At 66.1% G+C, this 17,903-nt stretch carries 17 protein-coding genes and 1 pseudogene; 8 read left to right on the forward strand and 10 right to left on the reverse strand.

The window, feature by feature from the left end; genetic code table 11:
- Nucleotides 1–41: 41 nt before the first annotated feature.
- Both KHP16_RS28280 and KHP16_RS04785 read right to left on the reverse strand, forming a co-directional pair.
- Entirely contained in the window at nucleotides 42–287 is a 246-nt protein-coding gene (locus KHP16_RS28280) for a hypothetical protein (protein ID WP_109581550.1), read from the reverse strand.
- A 249-nt stretch (nucleotides 288–536) separates the two neighbouring features.
- A complete protein-coding gene (locus KHP16_RS04785) occupies nucleotides 537–1,745 on the reverse strand; it encodes a cupin domain-containing protein (RefSeq protein ID WP_109581549.1) in 1,209 nt (402 codons plus the stop codon).
- Between the two features lie 11 nt (nucleotides 1,746–1,756).
- Here KHP16_RS04785 and KHP16_RS04790 point away from each other — a divergent pair, with 11 nt between their 5' ends.
- Entirely contained in the window at nucleotides 1,757–2,290 is a 534-nt protein-coding gene (locus tag KHP16_RS04790) for an FKBP-type peptidyl-prolyl cis-trans isomerase (protein WP_109581548.1), read from the forward strand.
- Between the two features lie 85 nt (nucleotides 2,291–2,375).
- Here KHP16_RS04790 and KHP16_RS04795 read toward each other — a convergent pair whose 3' ends face one another.
- The 4 genes from KHP16_RS04795 to KHP16_RS04810 form a co-directional block, all read right to left on the reverse strand.
- On the reverse strand, nucleotides 2,376–3,437 hold the full coding sequence (locus KHP16_RS04795) for a hypothetical protein (protein WP_407935113.1): 1,062 nt from the start codon (nucleotides 3,435–3,437) through the stop codon (nucleotides 2,376–2,378).
- A 2-nt stretch (nucleotides 3,438–3,439) separates the two neighbouring features.
- Complete coding sequence (mutS, locus tag KHP16_RS04800; RefSeq protein ID WP_211959979.1) at nucleotides 3,440–6,076, reverse strand: DNA mismatch repair protein MutS; 2,637 nt, start codon at nucleotides 6,074–6,076, stop codon at nucleotides 3,440–3,442.
- A 307-nt stretch (nucleotides 6,077–6,383) separates the two neighbouring features.
- Nucleotides 6,384–6,632 carry a hypothetical protein gene (locus tag KHP16_RS04805; RefSeq protein ID WP_109581547.1) on the reverse strand — a complete coding sequence of 83 codons (249 nt, stop codon included), beginning with the start codon at nucleotides 6,630–6,632 and terminating at the stop codon, nucleotides 6,384–6,386.
- 18 nt (nucleotides 6,633–6,650) lie between these two features.
- Nucleotides 6,651–7,481 carry an inositol monophosphatase family protein gene (locus KHP16_RS04810; RefSeq protein WP_109581546.1) on the reverse strand — a complete coding sequence of 277 codons (831 nt, stop codon included), beginning with the start codon at nucleotides 7,479–7,481 and terminating at the stop codon, nucleotides 6,651–6,653.
- 211 nt (nucleotides 7,482–7,692) lie between these two features.
- Here KHP16_RS04810 and KHP16_RS04815 point away from each other — a divergent pair, with 211 nt between their 5' ends.
- The 3 genes and pseudogenes from KHP16_RS04815 (at nucleotide 7,693) to cysE (ending at nucleotide 10,146) form a co-directional block, all read left to right on the forward strand.
- On the forward strand, nucleotides 7,693–8,610 hold the full coding sequence (locus KHP16_RS04815; protein WP_211959655.1) for an RNA methyltransferase: 918 nt from the start codon (nucleotides 7,693–7,695) through the stop codon (nucleotides 8,608–8,610).
- 13 nt (nucleotides 8,611–8,623) lie between these two features.
- A pseudogene (locus tag KHP16_RS04820) lies at nucleotides 8,624–9,127 on the forward strand (PrpF domain-containing protein); the annotation flags it as partial.
- A 275-nt stretch (nucleotides 9,128–9,402) separates the two neighbouring features.
- Complete coding sequence (gene cysE / locus KHP16_RS04825; RefSeq protein ID WP_109581544.1) at nucleotides 9,403–10,146, forward strand: serine O-acetyltransferase; 744 nt, start codon at nucleotides 9,403–9,405, stop codon at nucleotides 10,144–10,146.
- An 11-nt stretch (nucleotides 10,147–10,157) separates the two neighbouring features.
- Here cysE and KHP16_RS04830 read toward each other — a convergent pair whose 3' ends face one another.
- From KHP16_RS04830 to KHP16_RS04845, 4 genes are read right to left on the reverse strand one after another with little or no spacing between them, the layout of a single operon-like run.
- A complete protein-coding gene (locus KHP16_RS04830; RefSeq protein ID WP_109581543.1) occupies nucleotides 10,158–10,925 on the reverse strand; it encodes a UDP-2,3-diacylglucosamine diphosphatase in 768 nt (255 codons plus the stop codon).
- A 43-nt stretch (nucleotides 10,926–10,968) separates the two neighbouring features.
- Nucleotides 10,969–11,469: a peptidylprolyl isomerase gene (locus tag KHP16_RS04835; RefSeq protein ID WP_211959656.1), complete on the reverse strand. Its 501-nt coding sequence runs from the start codon at nucleotides 11,467–11,469 to the stop codon at nucleotides 10,969–10,971.
- 13 nt (nucleotides 11,470–11,482) lie between these two features.
- A complete protein-coding gene (locus KHP16_RS04840) occupies nucleotides 11,483–12,088 on the reverse strand; it encodes a peptidylprolyl isomerase (protein ID WP_109581541.1) in 606 nt (201 codons plus the stop codon).
- 15 nt (nucleotides 12,089–12,103) lie between these two features.
- Nucleotides 12,104–12,862 (reverse strand): tetratricopeptide repeat protein, encoded by a 759-nt coding sequence (locus KHP16_RS04845; protein WP_211959657.1) that lies wholly within the window; start codon nucleotides 12,860–12,862, stop codon nucleotides 12,104–12,106.
- A 124-nt stretch (nucleotides 12,863–12,986) separates the two neighbouring features.
- On the opposite strand from KHP16_RS04845, the gene cysS reads away from it, so the two are divergent.
- The 4 genes from cysS to tilS all read left to right on the forward strand — a co-directional run bounded on the left by cysS (nucleotide 12,987) and on the right by tilS (nucleotide 17,895).
- Complete coding sequence (cysS, locus tag KHP16_RS04850; protein ID WP_115952031.1) at nucleotides 12,987–14,375, forward strand: cysteine--tRNA ligase; 1,389 nt, start codon at nucleotides 12,987–12,989, stop codon at nucleotides 14,373–14,375.
- Nucleotides 14,372–15,280 carry an endonuclease III domain-containing protein gene (locus KHP16_RS04855; RefSeq protein WP_244835638.1) on the forward strand — a complete coding sequence of 303 codons (909 nt, stop codon included), beginning with the start codon at nucleotides 14,372–14,374 and terminating at the stop codon, nucleotides 15,278–15,280. The genes cysS and KHP16_RS04855 overlap by 4 nt, the downstream gene beginning before the upstream one ends.
- A gap of 167 nt (nucleotides 15,281–15,447) precedes the next feature.
- The gene (locus tag KHP16_RS04860) at nucleotides 15,448–16,419 is read left to right on the forward strand and encodes an acetyl-CoA carboxylase carboxyltransferase subunit alpha (protein WP_109581538.1); all 972 of its coding nucleotides are present in this window, start codon (nucleotides 15,448–15,450) and stop codon (nucleotides 16,417–16,419) included.
- Nucleotides 16,420–16,458: 39 nt separating this feature from the next.
- The gene (gene tilS / locus KHP16_RS04865) at nucleotides 16,459–17,895 is read left to right on the forward strand and encodes a tRNA lysidine(34) synthetase TilS (RefSeq protein WP_211959658.1); all 1,437 of its coding nucleotides are present in this window, start codon (nucleotides 16,459–16,461) and stop codon (nucleotides 17,893–17,895) included.
- Nucleotides 17,896–17,903: the final 8 nt, after the last annotated feature.

The following is a 17,903-nucleotide window of genomic DNA, read 5'->3' on the forward strand; positions in this document are numbered from 1 at the left end:
AAGCCGGCTTGAAGCCGGCTTTTTTGTACGGAACGAACCGATTACTGCTTGGCTGCGGGAGCCGAAGCGTCAGCGGCCGGAGCCGATGCGTCAGCAGCCGGGGCTGCGGCCGGAGCCGAAGCGTCAGCAGCCGGAGCGGCAGCGGCGGGAGCCGAAGCGTCAGCGGCGGGAGCAGCAGCAGCCGGAGCAGCGGTGTCGGCGGCCGGAGCGGCAGCTTCTTCCTTCTTGCCGCAAGCGGCGAGAGCAACAGCGGCCAGCAGGGAAGCGATCAGGAGAGACTTCTTCATTGTTCGTCCTTTAACTTTTATAAAACCAAAACAGGCGATGAATAATTACCGGTAATTATCGCTCTTCAACTGCAAAATCTTCTTCCGCAGCTGCCGAAGCAAAAGCTGTGGCTGTTCTCAAACTGCCTATCCTCATACTGCCTATCTGCAGATATGCAGCGGTACACAGTACAGCCAGCGGGCGATTATATCCGCGTTTTCCCGGCTTGTGTACAGGCGAAATTATACGGTTCGCTTTGTTACGACTTATTACACCCGTGCTGGCATAAGTTGCAACCAGCCCTCCATCGTCCAGTCATGGAAGGTGTCGAGCAGGTCGGGCAACGGCGCGCACGCGGTCACCTCTTCTGGCGTCAGACAACGGTTGTCGGCTAGCCGACGTAGCCATTTTGCCAACGCCGCCGGCGGCTCGTACGCTTCCCCATTGAGGAAGAAATGTGTCTTGTCGTAGAGCGCTATCGAAGCAGGAGCAAGGACCACGCCATGGGCCTGCGCGAGCTTTGCGTACTTGCGCGCGGTGAGGTCCGGGACCTCCGCGAACTCCACGCCCGGTTTGGGCTCCGACAGATGCGTGCCCAGGAATTCGGACACCATGCCGGGGGTCCAGCGCATCGCCGCGAGCCGGTCCGCGACCGCGCGCGTGAGGTTGACGGGCAACTGGGCGGGATGCACGGTGGCGGCTTCGCCGGCATCGGCATAGCGGCCTGAGAGGTCTTCATTGTCCTCCACGGTCTCTGACAGCCACGCGAGAAAGTGACCCGCGAGTTCGCGGAAGGCCGGCGCGCGGAAGCCGATCGAGGCGGTCATGCATTCGCCTTCGGCCACGCCGTCATGCGCGTACTGCGGCGGCAGATAGAGCATGTCGCCGGGCTCCAGCACAAATTCTTCTTCTGCGGTGAAGCCGGAAAGGATCTTGAGGGGCAGATCGGGAACGAGGTCGAGCTTCGTCTGCGACGAGATGCGCCAGCGCCTCCGGCCCGAGACTTGCAGCAGAAATACGTCGTACGAATCGAAATGCGGACCGACGCCGCCGCCATCGGTGGCGTAGCTGATCATGACGTCGTCGAGCCGGGCATCGGGAATGAAGCGGAACTGGCTCATGAGTTCCGCGGCGGCCGTGTTGTGCAGATTCACGCCCTGGACCAGCAGCGACCATTGCCGAGTCTTGCGCGAAGGCAGGTTCTCTTCGGCGAACGGTCCGTGGTCGAGCTTCCAGCGGTTGCGAAAGTACGACACCAGGCGAGACTCGACGTCATCGCGATCGGCAAGCGAAAAAAGCGCTTCGCGCGACACCGGCGGCACGATTCCCGGCACGGCCTGTCGAATCAGTAGCGGTTTGCGGTGCCAGACGTCGCGCATGAAGGCCGCGGGCGTCAAGCCGCCGAGAAGTGGGAGCGGCGCATCGGGATCAATGGGGCCCGCAGGCAAGGCCTGCGCGTATAATGCGGAATCGCTCATGGAGTCAAGAATTGAAAATCGCTAAGAACACGGTGGTGTCCGTGGTGTACAAGCTCTCGGACGCGCAGGGCAATCTGATCGAGGAATCGGACGAGCCGATGGTCTATTTGCACGGCGGCTATGATGGCACGTTCCCCAAGATCGAGGAAGCGCTCGACGGCCATGACGCAGGGTTCGAGACGCAGCTGCAGCTCGAGCCCGAAGATGCGTTCGGCGATTACGATGCCGAGCTCGTCAAGGTGGAGCCGCGCGATCGTTTCCCCGAGCCGCTCGAAGTGGGCATGCAGTTCGAAGGTGTGCCCGAGGACGGCGACGAGGACGACTCGATCGTCTACACGGTGACGGACGTTGCCGAAGACAAGGTGGTGCTCGACGGCAATCACCCGCTGGCCGGCATGGCGCTGCGTTTCTATCTGAAGGTGTCGGAAGTGCGTGAAGCCACGGCCGACGAAGTCGAACACGGCCACGCGCACGGCGCGTCGGGCGTGGAAGTCGTCGATGAAGACGAGGACGACGGCGACAGCGGTCATCGCACGCTGCACTGATCCCGGTGCGCACCGACTTCCGTGCGCATTCGCAAAAAAGCCGGCCCAGCGCCGGCTTTTTTCATGGGTTCATGGCATGACCGCTTCAGTCTTTCGGCCCGTCCTGCAACCGCACCTGGAACACGGACTTCGTGCCGGGCGCGACCATCAGTTCCGTCCACTGCGCGGGCGTGCCCACGGGGAGCGATACGCGCGTGAAGTTGCCGACCACCTTGCCCGCGTTGTCGCGCAGCGGCTTGTCGACGCTGAACCCGCCAACGCTCGCGTGCACGAGCAACACCTGCCCATCGAAGCGCGTGCTCAGCTCGCGTAGCTGTTTCTTGAATTCGAGATAGCCATCGCGCGATCCGTGCCGCAGAAAGCCGTCGAGGATCGACGGACGGCCGCGCTTTTCCCAGCCATTGTTGAACTGCGGATCGCCATGGACGATGACGATCACACCCGCGAGATCGCGTTGTTCCGCGATGGAAAACGCGCGCGACAGCCACTGTCGGTTCGCTTCGCGGCGATCCTCGAACTCGCTGTTGCGGCCGCCTTCCATGCGGTAGTGGTTGTTGTCCCCCGGCACGTTGAGGGCGACGACCAACACATTGCCCGTGACGAGACGCGCGTTCTCGCGATAGCTGCGAAACAGCGCCTGGTCCGATTGCCGCACGACGGGCAGGGTACGGCGGCCCAGGGTGGCATCCGCGGGGAAGAACAGCTCGCGCAGGCGATTGAGTCGTTCCACCGCATCGAACTGGCCGTTGACCGGGTGCTGGCACTCGGCCCAGTCGGTTTCGCCGGGCACGTAGAGCAGCGGCACGGGGGAGTCGTCGAGCACGCGTTCTCGCGATTGCAGCAGCGCGTCGCCGCACGATTCGGTATCGCCCTTGATGCCTCCGGCGTGGATGACGAGGTCGACCTGACGATTGCCAAGCTGGTTCAGCAGCGTCGCCGTTTCCGCTTCCGCCGCAGGCCATTGCGGCACGTCGGCGAGCAATGCGATGCGGAGCGGCTTGACGGCGGGGGCAGGGGGCGGGGCGACCCGCGACGTCGTGGCGGCGTGGGTGATGAACGGTGTGAACGGTGCGAAAAGGGCAAGCGTCAGCAATGACGCTCGCAGAGACGCGCGCAACAAAGAAACGTGGCGCCGTGCCGAGGCCATGATCAGGCGTTGCCTTCCACAAGTGACTTGAGGCGATACAACGCGTCGAGCGCGTCGCGCGGCGTCAGGCGGTCCGGGTCGATGTCGTCGAGCGCATCGAGCGCGGCGGCCCGCGCGGAGGAAAGTGGGGAGGAGAGCGACCCGGTGCCGGAGGGCGAGCGATCGCCGGCATCGCGGTCGTCGTCCGCATCGTCATCGTCGGGTGGCGTGACCGGGGCCGCGAACAGGTCGAGCTGCGGCGTGGGCGTGGCATCGGCGGACTGCTGCTCGAGCCATGCCAGATGCTTGCGCGCGGCGCGGATCACCGGCTGCGGCACGCCGGCCAGCTGCGCGACCTGCAGACCGTAGCTCTGGCTCGCGGGACCATCCTGCACCGCGTGCAGGAACACGATGCCATCGCCATGCTCGACCGCCGACAGGTGGACGTTGGCGGCCTGCGGAAACTCCTGTGGCAGCTGCGTCAGTTCGAAGTAGTGCGTGGCGAACAGCGTGTGGCTGCGGTTGTGCGAGAGCAGATGGCGCGCGATCGCCCAGGCCAGGGCGAGGCCATCGAACGTCGAAGTGCCACGGCCGATTTCATCCATGAGCACGAGGCTCGACGGCGTGGCGTGATGCAGGATGCCGGCGGCTTCCGTCATCTCCACCATGAATGTCGAGCGCCCGCCCGCGAGGTCGTCCGCCGCGCCGATCCGCGTGAAGATGCGGTCGATCGGCCCGATGACCGCGCGGCGCGCGGGCACCCATGCGCCGACGCACGCGAGCAGCACGATCAGCGCGGTCTGCCGCATGAAGGTCGACTTACCGCCCATGTTGGGGCCGGTGATCAGCAGCAGTTTGCGCGCTTCGTTGAGCTGCGCGTCGTTGGCGATGAACGCGACCGATTCGGCGGCCAGCTGGCTTTCCACGACGGGGTGGCGGCCCTGCACGATGTCGATGACGTTCTCGTTCACGCGCTCGGGCTGTGTCCAGTCGAGCGTCTGCGCGCGCTCGGCCAGCGCGGCGATGACATCGAGGCGCGCGAGCGCGCCGGCCACGCGCTGCAAACCGCCGATGTGGGGCAGCAGCTGTTGCAGCAGGGCGTCGAACAACTGCTTCTCGCGCGCGAGTGCACGGTCCTGCGCGGACAGTGCCTTGTCTTCGAACGACTTCAGTTCGGGCGTGATGTAGCGCTCGGCGTTCTTGAGCGTCTGGCGGCGGCGATAGTCGTCAGGCACCTTGTCGGCCTGCCCGTTGGTGACCTCGATGTAGAAGCCATGCACGCGGTTGTATTCGACACGCAGGTTGGCGATGCCCGTGCGCGCGCGCTCCCGCGTTTCCAGGTCGATCAGGAACTGTCCGCAGTTTTCCGAGATATCGCGCAGTTCGTCGAGGTCCGCGTCGTAACCGCGCGCGATCACGCCGCCATCGCGCACGACCGTTGAGGGCTCCTCGGCCACGGCGCGTACGAGCAGATCGAGGCAGTCCTGCGGCACGGCGAGGTCGTTCACGGTCTGCACGAGCAGCGGGGCGCCCTCGTCGAGTGTGACGCTCGCCTGCACTTCCGGCAGCGCGCGCAGCGTGTCGCGCAGCGACGAGAGGTCGCGTGGGCGCGCGGACAGCAGCGCGAGCCGCGAGGTAATGCGCTCCACGTCCGCGAGCCGGCGCAGGACGCCGCGCACGCGGTCGGGACCCTGCGCGATCAGCGCGCCGATGGCCTGCTGGCGCGCCTGCGGAATCGCGGTGTCGCGCAGCGGATGGTGCAGCCAGTGGCGCAGCGCGCGGCTGCCCATCGTCGTGGCGCAGGTATCGAGCAGCGAGAACAGCGTGGGCGATTCGCCGCCGCGCAGCGTCTCGGTCAGTTCGAGATTGCGGCGCGTGGCGGTATCGATGCCCACGAACTCCGATTCACGCTCGACGAGGACGCCCTGCACGTGACGCAGCGACTGGCCCTGCGTGGTGGCCGCGTAGTTCAGCAGTGCGCCGGCGGCGCCGAGCGCGGCGCCCAGGCCCGCGCAACCGAACGGCTCGAGGCTGGCCACGCCGATCTGCTCGCGCAGACGGCGCGTGCCCGCGTCCTGGTCGAAATGCCATTCCGGCAGGCGCGTGCGGGCGCATGCGAGCTGCGGCAGGTCGATGCCATCGGCATGGAGCAGTTCAGCGGGGCGGATGCGCTCGAGCTCGCGCGCGAGTTGCGCGGCTTCGCATTCCATCAGGCGCAGTTCGCCGCTGGCGAGGTTGAGCCACGCAAGACCGGTCTTGCTGACGCCGCGGCGCGTGGTCTGCTGGTGCACGGCCATCAGGAAGGTGTCGACCTTGTCCGGCAACAGCGCCGCATCGGTCAGCGTACCGGGCGTGACGATGCGCACGACCTTGCGTTCGACCGGGCCTTTGCTCGTGGCCGGATCGCCAATCTGCTCGCAAATCGCCACGGATTCGCCGAGCTTCACGAGCTTGGCGAGGTATTGATCGACGGAATGAAACGGAATGCCGGCCATGCGGATCGGCACGCCACCGGACTGCCCGCGCGACGTCAGCGTGATATCGAGCAGCCTCGCCGCCTTTTCCGCGTCGTCGTGGAACAACTCGTAGAAATCACCCATCCGGTAGAAGAGAAGGGTGTCCGGATGGTCGGCCTTCAGACGCAGGTACTGCTGCATCATGGGCGTATGGCCCTTGTCCTTCGCACCGTCCTTGGCCGCTGCCCGCTTGCCGTCGTTCGCGGCGACGTCGTTCAAGCCAACCTCGGCCGGTATCGGCGCGCGGTCGCTGTTGTTCTCATGGGCGTCGTTGCGGGGGGCGTCGTTGAGGTGGGATAGGGCTTCAGCAGACATGCATTCCTCTCGGTCGGGCGACGGCGCGTCCCATGATAAGACTCGCCGCCGACGCAAACGCGCATTTTACTGCGTGCCGCGTCGAATGCCTCGATCCTGAGCCCGACTTTTACGAGAGAAATTCGCGATGCCGTGCTTATTCGGCGCGTGGCGCCGTCAGCTTCTTGGCGCTGGCGAGGACCGCCAGGACTTCCGCGCTGAAAATCTCGGGGATTTCGGCGGGAATGTTAGGGGAGGTGAGGGCGTTGCGGCCGGCCTCGGAAAGGGCCGTAAGCAGGCCGTCGAGGTCGCGGTTGCTGTCGCGGGCGATCAGGGCAAACGCGAGCGAGAGCATCTCGCGGTGCGCCTGGATGATCGCCATGTAGGAGGTGGCGTTGTTTTCCATGTGCGTTGGCTCCGGGCGTCAGGCTGCGGGCGTGGAGGGCTTGGCGTTGTCCAGCGAGAACGGCGTCAGCAGGCGCACCATCTGGGCGAAGGCCTTCGGGTTGCCGGCGAGGATCTCGCCTTGCTCGATCTGGCGCGATTCACCGGCGTAGTTGCCGACGAGGCCACCCGCTTCGGTGATCAGCAGCATGCCGGCCGCCATGTCCCACGGCTTGAGCCCGCGCTCGAAGAAGCCGTCCAGGCGGCCGCAGGCCACATAGGCGAGGTCCAGCGCGGCGGCGCCGGGGCGGCGCAGGCCCGCGCAGCTGCGCGTCATCAGCGCGAACATCTCGAGGTATTCCTCCATGCCTTCGAGGTCGCGGAACGGGAAGCCCGTACCGATCAGGCAGTCGGCCAGCTTGTCGCGGCGCGTGACGCGGATGCGGCGGTTGTTCAGGAAGGCGCCCGCGCCCTTGGTCGCGGTGAAGAGCTCGTCGCGCGTCGGGTCGTAGACCACGGCCTGCACGGGCTGGCCCTTGTGCAACTGGCCGATGGACACCGCGTATTGCGGGAAACCGTGGATGAAGTTGGTGGTGCCGTCGAGCGGGTCGATGACCCAGGTGTATTCGTGGTCGGTCAGCTCGCCTTCGGTCCAGGACTGGCCCGACTCTTCCGCTAGAATGGCGTGCTCCGGGTAGGCGGTGCGGATGACCTCGATGATCGCGGCTTCCGCGGCGCGGTCTACCTCGGTCACGAAATCGTTGTGCTGCTTGCGGGAAACGCGGACCAGATCGACGTCGATCGAAGCGCGGTTGATGATGGATCCCGCTTTGCGGGCCGCCTTGACGGCGATATTGAGCATCGGATGCATGAATCTCTCCAGGCTGGCGCGGTTCGGCGCGCGCTTCCCATGGGTGAAACCATGACGGATACGGCGGCGGCACGATAGCGGCGCAGCGGCAACACAACGAATTGTCGAAGAACGGAGACGTGGCCATGTGGCCGCGTCGGCAAAGAAGGCTGCATTGTACAGGACGCCAGCCGATGACACACGGGGCAGATGCGCCCCGGCCAGTGCCGACATGAATTCAGAACACCAACAAGACCACCCGCACCGCGACCCACAACCGGACCCCCAGCGCGCCCCCGAGGATTCCCCGCCCGAGAGTGCCGCATCGGGCATTTTCGGCCGCGTGCGCTTCGTGCTCGTCGAAACGAGCCACCCCGGCAACGTCGGCTCCGTCGCGCGCGCCATCAAGACGATGGGCTTTGGCGACGCGCCGGGCAGCCTGGTGCTCGTGTCGCCGCGCGAGCCGGCGGTGTTGACCCACCCGGATGCCATCGCCATGGCGAGCGGTGCGGACGACGTGCTCGCACGCGCCCATATCGTGGACAGTATCGAGCCCGCACTGGCCGGCGCCGCCCTGACCGTGGCGATGACCGCGCGCCAGCGCGAGTTCGGCCCGCCGCGGCTGCTGCCCCGCGATGCGGCCACGCAGGCGCGCACGCTGCTGGCCGGGCCCGCCGCGCCCGGTGTGGCCTTCGTCTTCGGTAACGAGCGCTACGGTCTGCCGAACGACGTGGTGGTGCGTTGCTCGGCCGTCACGCATATCCCGGCCAATCCGGCCTATGCGTCGCTGAATCTCGCGCAGGCCGTGCAGCTCATCGCCTACGAGATGCGGCTCGCGTTGCTGGAGGCCGAGCGCGCGCCGGCCGCGGTGGCGCACGGTGCGCTCAATATCGGCTATGCTGGTGAGCCCGCGACCGCGGAGCAGATTGAATCGATGTTCGATCATCTGCAGACGGGCCTCGTCGCGATCGGGTTTCTGGACCCGGACAATCCGCGCAAGCTGATGCCGAGGCTGAGGCGGTTACTCGCCCGCAGCCGCCTGGAACGCGAGGAGGTCAACATCCTCCGCGGCATCGCGCGGCATATGCTGCGAGTCGGGAACAAAGCAGACGACAGCGCGGACGATAAACAAAACGATACGGACCGGTAAAGGAGCAGCAAGCGTGGCGGAGATTCCGGCGTACTACATGCGTGGCGGCACGAGCAAGGGCATGTTCTTTCTGGCGGACGATCTGCCGAAGGATGCCGAGACTCGCGATGCGTTGCTGCTGCGCGTGATCGGTTCGCCCGACCCCTATGCGCGCCATGCCGATGGCATGGGCGGCGCCACCGCGAGCACGAGCAAGGTGGCGCTGGTCCGTGCCGCCCGCCGCGAAGGCTGCGATATCGAATTCCTCTTTGGCGCGGTGTCCGTCGATGCCGCGCATATCGACTGGACCGCGAAATGCGGCGACCTGCTCGCCGCCGCCGGTCCCTTCGCGATCTGGCGCGGCTTTGTGCCCGCGCGCGATGGCGCCGCCACCGTGCGCATCTGGCATGCCAACGCCGGCCAGACGATCCATTCCCATGTCCCCTGCCGCAATGGCCATCCGGTGGAGTCGGGCGAGTTCAGCGAGGACGGCGTGCCGTTTCCCTGCGCGGAGATCGTGCTTGCCTACCAGGACCCGCCCGAGGTCGTGCATCACAGCGCGCGGCGCCTGATGACAGGCATCGTGCACGTGCCGGAGCGATGTTGAGCGCGCATGCGCGAATGTCCCTGACGGCGTCAGGGCTCGGCGTCGGACAGGCAAATCTCTTACACTCCCTGATCCCGCGCTGACCCGGCCGCCATCCCCCGGCCCACGACCATGCCGGCGACTGCCCGCTGCGGCGCCTCGGACCTGCGTTCCGACTGGCGTCGCATGCCGCGCGGCGCACGGCCTGGCATCACGACAAGACAAAGATGTTCACTCGCCTGAAGGAAGATATCGATTCGATCATGCTGCGCGACCCTGCCGCGCGCAGCCGCCTCGAGGTCCTGACCTGCTACCCTGGCCTTCACGCCGTCCTGTTCCACCGCGTGGCCCATGCCTGCTGGCGCGGGGGCTTCCATTGGCTGGGCCGCTGGATCTCGCACTGGTCGCGGTTTCTCACCGGCATCGAAATCCATCCGGCCGTCCGCATGGGCCGCCGCGTGTTTATCGACCATGGCATGGGCGTGGTCATCGGCGAGACCGCCGAGATCGGTGACGACTGCACGATCTACCAGGGCGTGACGCTCGGCGGTACGTCGCTCTACAAGGGACAGAAGCGGCATCCCACACTGGGCGCGAACGTCGTCGTCAGCGCGGGGGCCAAGGTGCTCGGCGGTTTCGAGGTGGGCGCGGGCGCGCGCGTGGGATCGAACGCGGTGGTGCTCAAGCCCGTGCCGCCGGGCGCGACCGCGGTGGGCATTCCAGCACGAATCATCCTGCCCGATGCGCCGACGCAGCAGCAGGGCGCCAAGCAGGAGTTCTCCGCGTACGGCATCACGCCCAATGCCGACGATCCGGTGTCGCTGGCGCTGAAGTCGCTGATCGACAATGCCGCGCAGCAGGACGATCGCATCAAGGCGGTATTGGCCGCCCTCGATCGGCTTGGCGAGCACCTCGAGAACACGCCGAACGATCGGTTCGACGCGAGCGAATTGCGCAGCCTGATGAAGTAACCGGACCCGCGCTAATCGGCTTGGCTGAGTTCGGTGAAACCGCTCGCGTCCAATTGCAGCACGGCGGCGCGCGGATGACGCGTATCGAGGTCCCAGTCGGTCAGCACCCACCGGTCGTTCTCCCCATGCACATGGTGCGCGGGACGATGCGTATGCCCGTGGATGACGGTGTGCGTCCCCGTCGCCGTGAGCAGGGCGTCGACCGCGGCCGGCGTCGCATCGCCGTACGTGACCTGGCGCGTGCGGCTCGCCTCGCTGTCCGCCCGCAGCCGCCGCGCCACGCCTAGCCGCATCGAAAGCGGCATCGTCAGGAACAGGCGCTGCACCCAGCGCTTGCGCGTCCACAGGCGGAAGCGGTTATAGCGCTCGTCGTCGAGGCACAGCATGTCGCCATGGCTCAGCGCCACGCGATGGCCGCCGCAGATCACCACCGAAGGGTCAGGTAGCAGTGTGGCGCCTGCCGCCGCGGCAAAGCGCTTGCCGAGCAGAAAGTCGCGGTTGCCGTGCATCAGGTACACGGGCACCCCACAGGAAGTCAGGCGACGCAGCAGCTGCGCGACATCGCGCGCGAACGGCGTGTTCAGCGCGTCGTCGCCGACCCAGAACTCGAAGAAATCGCCGAGGATGAACAGCGCGCGAGCATTGGCCGCCGCCCGGTCGAGCAGGCGCTCGAATGCGGCGCGCGTGCGCGGCATGCCCTCGGTGAGATGGAGGTCCGAAACGAACCACGCCGGCGCCGGCACCTCGATCGGTGCCGTCACCGGCGTGAAATCAAGCATCTCAGAAGTCGATACTTGCAAGATGGATCGCGATGATTCGCGATTACTCGAGTACCACGGCCTTCTGGATCACGACGTCCTCGAGCGGCACATCCTGATGGAAGCCCGAGCTGCCCGTGCGCACGCCCTTGATCGTGTCGACGATCTCGGTGCCTTCGGTCACCTTGCCGAACACGGCATAGCCGAAGCCTTGCGGCGTCGGTGCGGTGAAGTTCAGGAAGTCGTTATCCACCACGTTGATGAAGAACTGGGCCGTGGCCGAGTGGGGCGCATTGGTGCGTGCCATCGCCACCGAGTAGCGCTCGTTCTTCAGGCCGTTGGCGGCTTCGTTCTCGATCGGCGCGTCGGTGTCCTTCTGTTTCATGCCGGGTTCGAAACCGCCGCCCTGGATCATGAAGTTCTTGATGATGCGATGGAAGATCGTGTTGTCGTAGTGACCCTTGCGCACGTAGGCGAGGAAGTTTTCCACGGTCTTGGGCGCCTTGGCGTCGTCGAGTTCGATGACGATGTTGCCCTGGTTGGTCTGCAGCTGGACTTTGCTCATGGTATTCCTCTGTTTACTTGGTGACGATGGTGGCGGATTCGATCACGACCGGCGCGGCCGGCACGTTGCGCATCGAACCGTAGGCCGTGGTCGGGACGGTCTTGATCTTGTCGATCGTATCCATGCCTTCCACCACCTTGCCAAAGACGGCGTACCCATTGCCATCGGGCTGCGGGTAGTCGAGGTTCGGATTATCCACCACATTGACGAAGAACTGCGCCGTGGCCGAATTCGGATTCGAGGTCCGGGCCATGGCAACGGTTCCCACGGTGTTCTTCAGGCCATTCTGCGACTCGAGCGGAATCGGGGCGCGCGTGGGCTTTTCCTTCATGTCGCGGTCGAAGCCGCCGCCCTGCACCATGAAGCCATTGATCACGCGATGGAACGTGGTGCCGGCGTAGAAGCCGCTGCGCACGTACTCGAGGAAGTTCGCCACGGTTTTCGGGGCGGCGTCGGGATATACCTCGACCGTGAAATTGCCTTTGTTGGTGACGAACTGCACGCGTTCGGTCTTTTGCGTCGCAGCAGCGGACGCGCCTTGCGCAAGCGCGGCGAGCGGGGAGAAGGCGACGGCGGCGGCCGCGAGGCCGGCCAGGACGATGCGGCGGGAAACGGTCATGAACGTAACTCCGTTTTAACGATTATCCGATTTGCCAGTGGCAGATTTGCGGGGCGATGTCGACTTGGACGTGGACTTCGGCACGGCCGTGGCGGCCGGAGAGGAAGCCGGGGAGCCGGCCGGCGCGGCATCCGCATCCACGGGCGCGGCGCTCTCGCGCACATGACGCAGGCCCTCGGCGGCGCGCGCGTCGCCGGGGTTGCGCCGCAGCGCGTTGTTGTAGGCTTCCGCGGCCATGCGGCGGTACACGTCGCCGAGGTTCGTATAGGCGATCGCGAAATCCGGGCGCGACTCGATCGCGAGCAGCAGCTCGGACTCGGCGCGCTTGAGGTCGCCGCGCTTGGCGTACATCAGCGCGAGGTTGTTGTGCGGCTCGGGCAGTTCGGGGAAGTCCTGCGCCATCTCGTTGAACGCGCGCATCGCTTCGTCCTCGCGGCCGGACTGCGCCAGCGCCCAGGCGCGCTCGAAGCGGGCCTGGGCATTGCGGGGATTGGTCGCGAGCACGCGGTCGAAGGCGGCGATGGCATCGCTGTAGCGCTTCTCGCGCAGGGCCTTCTCGGCGGGCACCATGCCGGGATCCTTGGACACCGGTCCGGTGACCGGGGCCGGCGGCGGCGTCAGCGAGAGCGGGCCATTCTGCGCGGCGGCGGGCGGCGCGGCGAAGGCCGCCAGCACGGCCAGTGTCGCGGCCACGATCGTCAGCGGCGCGGCGGAATATCGGCCGCCGGCGGCTGGGCGTCGACCGGCGGTCGAGGGAAGCAGAGGCAAGCTCATGTAAGTGCGGTCCGTTATACTCCGCGGCATTCTAGCAAAGGGCGGCCGTCCCCCCGCACAAGGCCGTTCCGGTAAGATAGGCGCCTCGACGCAGGTCCCGCGGTTTCACCACTGAACTTCCTTCATGCAGCAACTGAACATCTACAACACGCTCGCGCGTGAGAAGCAGCCTTTCGTGCCAATCGAACCGGGCAAGGTCCGCATGTATGTCTGCGGCATGACCGTTTACGATTACTGTCACGTCGGCCATGCGCGCGTGATGGTGGTGTTCGACATGGTGCATCGCTGGCTGCGCGCCGCGGGCTACGACGTCACGTATGTGCAGAACATCACGGACATCGATGACAAGATCATCCGCCGCGCGGCGGAGAATGGCGAGACGATCGGCCAGTTGACGACGCGTTTCATCCAGTACATGCACGAGGATGCCGCGGCGCTGGGCATCATCCGTCCCGACTACGAACCGCGCGCGACGGATTACGTGCCGCAGATGCTCAACCTGATCGAGAAGCTCGAGGCCAACGGCCTGGCGTATCAGGCGAAGGACGGCGACGTCAACTACTCGGTGCGCAAGTTTCCGGGCTACGGCAAGCTCTCGGGCAAGTCGCTCGAGGACCTGCGCGCGGGCGAACGCGTGTCCGCCAACGATGCCAAGCAGGACCCGCTCGACTTCGTGCTGTGGAAGTCCGCGAAGGAAACCGAGCCGCCCGAGACCAAGTGGAACTCGAAGTGGGGCAGCGGCCGTCCGGGCTGGCATATCGAATGCTCGGCGATGAGCTGCACGCTGCTGGGCGAGCATTTCGACATTCATGGCGGCGGCGCGGACCTGCAGTTCCCGCACCACGAGAACGAGATTGCGCAGTCCGAGGGGGCGAGCGGCAAGCCGTTCGTCAACCTGTGGATGCACAACGGCTTTGTGCGCGTGAACGACGAGAAGATGTCGAAGTCGCTCGGCAACTTCTTCACGATTCGCGAAGTGCTCAAGCAGTACGACGCGGAGGTCGTGCGCTTCTTCATCCTGCGCGCGCACTATCGGAGCCCGCTGAACTATAGCGATGCCCACCTCGACGATGCGCGGGGCGCCCTGACGCGTCTGTACACGGCGCTGAAGGAGACGCAGCCCGGCGGTTGCGCGGTCGATTGGGACGAGCCGCATGCGAAGCGATTCGCCGAGGCGATGAACGACGACTTCAACACGCCGATCGCGATGTCGGTGCTGTTCGACCTCGCGAGCGAGGTCAACCGCACGGGCTCCACGCTGGCCGCGCGCCAGCTCAAGGCGCTCGCGGGCACGCTGGGTCTGCTGGAGCGCGATCCGCACACGTTCCTGCAGGGCGGCCATGTGGCCTCGGGTTTGACGCCGGACGAGATCGAATCCCGCATCGCGGCGCGCAAGTCGGCCAAGGCCGAGCGCAACTTTGCGGAGGCGGACCGCATTCGTGCCGAGCTGCTCGAAGCGGGCGTCGTGCTCGAGGACAAGCCCGGTGGCGCGACCGAGTGGAGGCGTGCTTGAACGCTGCCGCGCGCAAGCCCACGGCACCCGCGAAGTCCGCCGGCAGGCAGGCCGCCCAACCGACCAGATCGTCGGTCAAGACGGCGGAGCAGGCGCCTGCGAAGGTTGCGCCCAAGGTGGCATCGAAGGTTGCCCCTAAGGTGACTAAGGTGGCTACTAAGGTCGCTGCGCCCAAGGTTGCAGCGAAAGTTGCGCCCCGGGCCGCCACGAAGGGCGCCCGCCCGTCGAAGCCGGCGCTCCCCGAAGCCGAGGGCATGCCCTTACCGGTGGAGACCGTCGTCGACGCCGTACGTCCCGCGTATTGGGATGAAGCCTGCGCGGACCTCATGAAGCGGGACCGCATCCTCCGCAAGATGATCCCGACGTACGGCCCGGCGCACCTGATCTCGCGCGGTGACCCGTTCGTGACGCTCGCGCGCTCGGTCGTCGGTCAGCAGATTTCGGTCAAGGCGGCGCAGGCCGTATGGGATCGCCTGGCGGCGATGTGCCCGCGGCTCACGCCTTCGCAGTTCCTGAAGGCGGGCAACGAGCAGCTTGCCAGTTGCGGCTTGTCGCGGCGCAAGGCGGAATACATCATCGATTTATCAGAACATTTCAAGGCCGGACGCGTCCATGTCAATGAGTGGGCCGCAATGGAGGACGAGGCGGTGATCGCCGAGCTCACCCAGATTCGCGGCATCGGGCGCTGGACCGCGGAAATGTTCCTGATGTTCAACCTGATGCGCCCGAACGTGCTGCCGCTCGACGACGTTGGCCTGATCAATGCAATCTCCGCCAATTACTTCAGCGGCGAGCCGGTCACCCGGAGCGAGGCGCGTGAAGTGGCCGCCAATTGGGAACCGTGGCGGACCGTGGCGACGTGGTATATGTGGCGTAGTCTGGACCCGGTTCCCGTGACCTACTGACGTTCCTTCGTGCCGAGTTAGTGACGAATTAGTGACGTAACAGCTTTGTCTGGCAATACCGGCAGGCAATTTTTGCTGGTAAGTGTAGAGAGTTCAACTTGCGGGGCGATTGGACCGGGACCTTTTTCCGGTAGAATGCGCCCCTTCACAGACAGGTCCGCGTTTCTATGAAAACCACCTTCCTGGATTTCGAACAGCCGATCGCCGAGCTCGAGGCAAAAATCGAAGAACTGCGTTTCGTGCAGGACGATTCGGCAGTCGATATTTCCGAAGAGATCTCGCGGCTGGCTGGCAAGAGCCAGCAGCTCACCAAAGATATCTACGCCAATCTGTCCCCGTGGCAGGTTGCGCAAATCGCCCGACACCCCCAGCGTCCGTACACGCTGGACTATGTGCGGGAGATCTTTACCGACTTTCATGAATTGCACGGCGACCGTGCGTTTGCCGACGATCTGTCGATCGTGGGCGGCCTCGCGCGCTTCAATGGCCAGGCCTGCATGGTCATCGGTCATCAGAAGGGCCGCGACACGAAGGAGCGCGCGCTGCGCAACTTCGGCATGTCGAAGCCGGAGGGCTATCGCAAGGCCAAGCGCCTGATGGAGTTGGCCGACAAGTTCGGTCTGCCGATCTTCACGTTTGTCGACACGCCGGGCGCATTCCCGGGTATCGATGCGGAAGAGCGTGGCCAGTCGGAAGCCATCGGCCACAACCTGTATGTGATGGCCGGCCTGAAGGTGCCCCTGATCGCGACGATCATCGGCGAAGGCGGTTCGGGCGGCGCGCTCGCGATTGCGGTTGGCGACGTGGTGCAGATGCTCCAGTTTGCGACGTATGCGGTGATCTCGCCGGAAGGCTGCGCATCGATCCTGTGGAAGACCGCCGCCAAGGCGCCGGAAGCCGCCGAGGCGCTGGGCCTGACCGCGCATCGTCTGAAGGCCCTCGGCCTGATCGACAAGATCATCAACGAGCCGCTCGGTGGCGCGCATCGCGACCCGAAGAGCATGGCGACGATGCTGAAGCGCTCGCTGGCCGAATCGCTGCGCCAGTTCCAGGGTATGAGCGTCAAGGAACTGCAGGCGCGCCGTCACGAGCGTCTGCTCGCGTATGGCAAGTTCAAGGAAACCGGCGCGACCGAATGACGGTTGCTCCGGGTCGGTAACGATCGGGTGACATCGCCCATGTCACCGGACCTGCGTCTCATCGACAAGGTCGCACAGGCTGTGCAAGCCAGTGCGGCCTTTGTTGTTTCCGGCGCTGCCGTCGGAGCGCCCGTCATCGCCGTGGCCCTCTCCGGCGGCCGCGATTCCGTGGCGCTGCTGCATGCCGCGCGCGAGGCCGCCACGCGGCTCGGCACGCGCGTGGTGGCGCTGCACGTCCATCACGGCCTGCAAGCCGATGCCGACGCATGGGAGGCCTTCTGCGCGATGCGATGCGCGGAGTGGGGCGTATCGCTCCATACCGAACGCGTGACCGTCGTCGCGCAGGGCGGGGAGGGCATCGAAGCGGCCGCGCGCCGCGCGCGCTACGACGCCCTCGGCCGCATGTGCCGCGCGGCCGGTGCCCCGATGCTGATGTTCGCGCATCATCGCGACGATCAGGTCGAAACCGTGCTGCTGCGGCTCTTCCGTGGCGCCGGTGTGGCGGGTCTTGCGGGTATGCCTGCCTCGCGTCCGCTCGATGCCGGGGGTGACGTGCGCCTGCTGCGTCCATGGCTCGACGTCTCCCGCGCGGAGATCGACGCGTATTGCGCGCGCCATGCGCTGCGCTGGATCGAAGATCCCTCCAACACCGACACACGCTTCGCGCGCAACGCCCTGCGCGCGCACCTGCCCGCCCTCGTGACGGCGTTTTCGGGCCTGCATGAGAACGTGGTGCAGGCCGCCGCGCATATCGCGCAGGCGGCGGACATGCTCGAGGACATGACTCAGCGCGACCTTGTGCCGCTGGTGCGGGCAGGGCGCGACGGCGACACCTATGGCGAACTCGATCTGCCCGGGTTGCGCGCATTGCCGCCCGCGCGGGCCGACGCGGTATTGCGCGCGTGGTTGCGCGATCTCGGCGCGCAGCCGCCTTCGACGGCGCGGCTTGCCGATATGCGGCGGCAGCTGATCGACAGCGACGGCGGGGAACCGTCGATCGCACACGATGGGCTCGTGCTGCATCGCTTCCGCGATCGCGTGCTCGCATGCCGGCCGCCGCTTGCCGAAGTGCCCGATGCGTTGGCGTTCGTATGGCGGGAAGAGGCCGAAGTGGCCGTGCCGATGTGGCGCGGCGCGTTGCGGTTCACGCGGGACGACACCTTCGGCGTTCCGGAGGCCGTGCTGCGCGCGCCGATGCGCGTTGTGGCGCGCGCCGGCGGCGAACGTATCGTGTTGCGTCCCGGCGGTCCCGCGCGCGCGCTCAAGCAGGCTTATCAGGAGGCCGGTGTGCCCGCATGGCGCCGGGAATGCCTGCCATTGCTATGGGCGGGAGACACGTTGGTCCTCGCGGCGGGGCTCGGACAGCATCGCCGGTGGCCCGAGGCCCCGAACACTCCACCCGCCTCGCACGCGCCGCGCTGGCGGGTGGAGTGGGTGCCCGAACCGCTGCAAAATCGCCCCAACGCCACGCCCTGAGCCCGGGG

This window comes from Cupriavidus plantarum (genome assembly GCF_905397285.1).
Classification (GTDB): domain Bacteria; phylum Pseudomonadota; class Gammaproteobacteria; order Burkholderiales; family Burkholderiaceae; genus Cupriavidus; species Cupriavidus plantarum.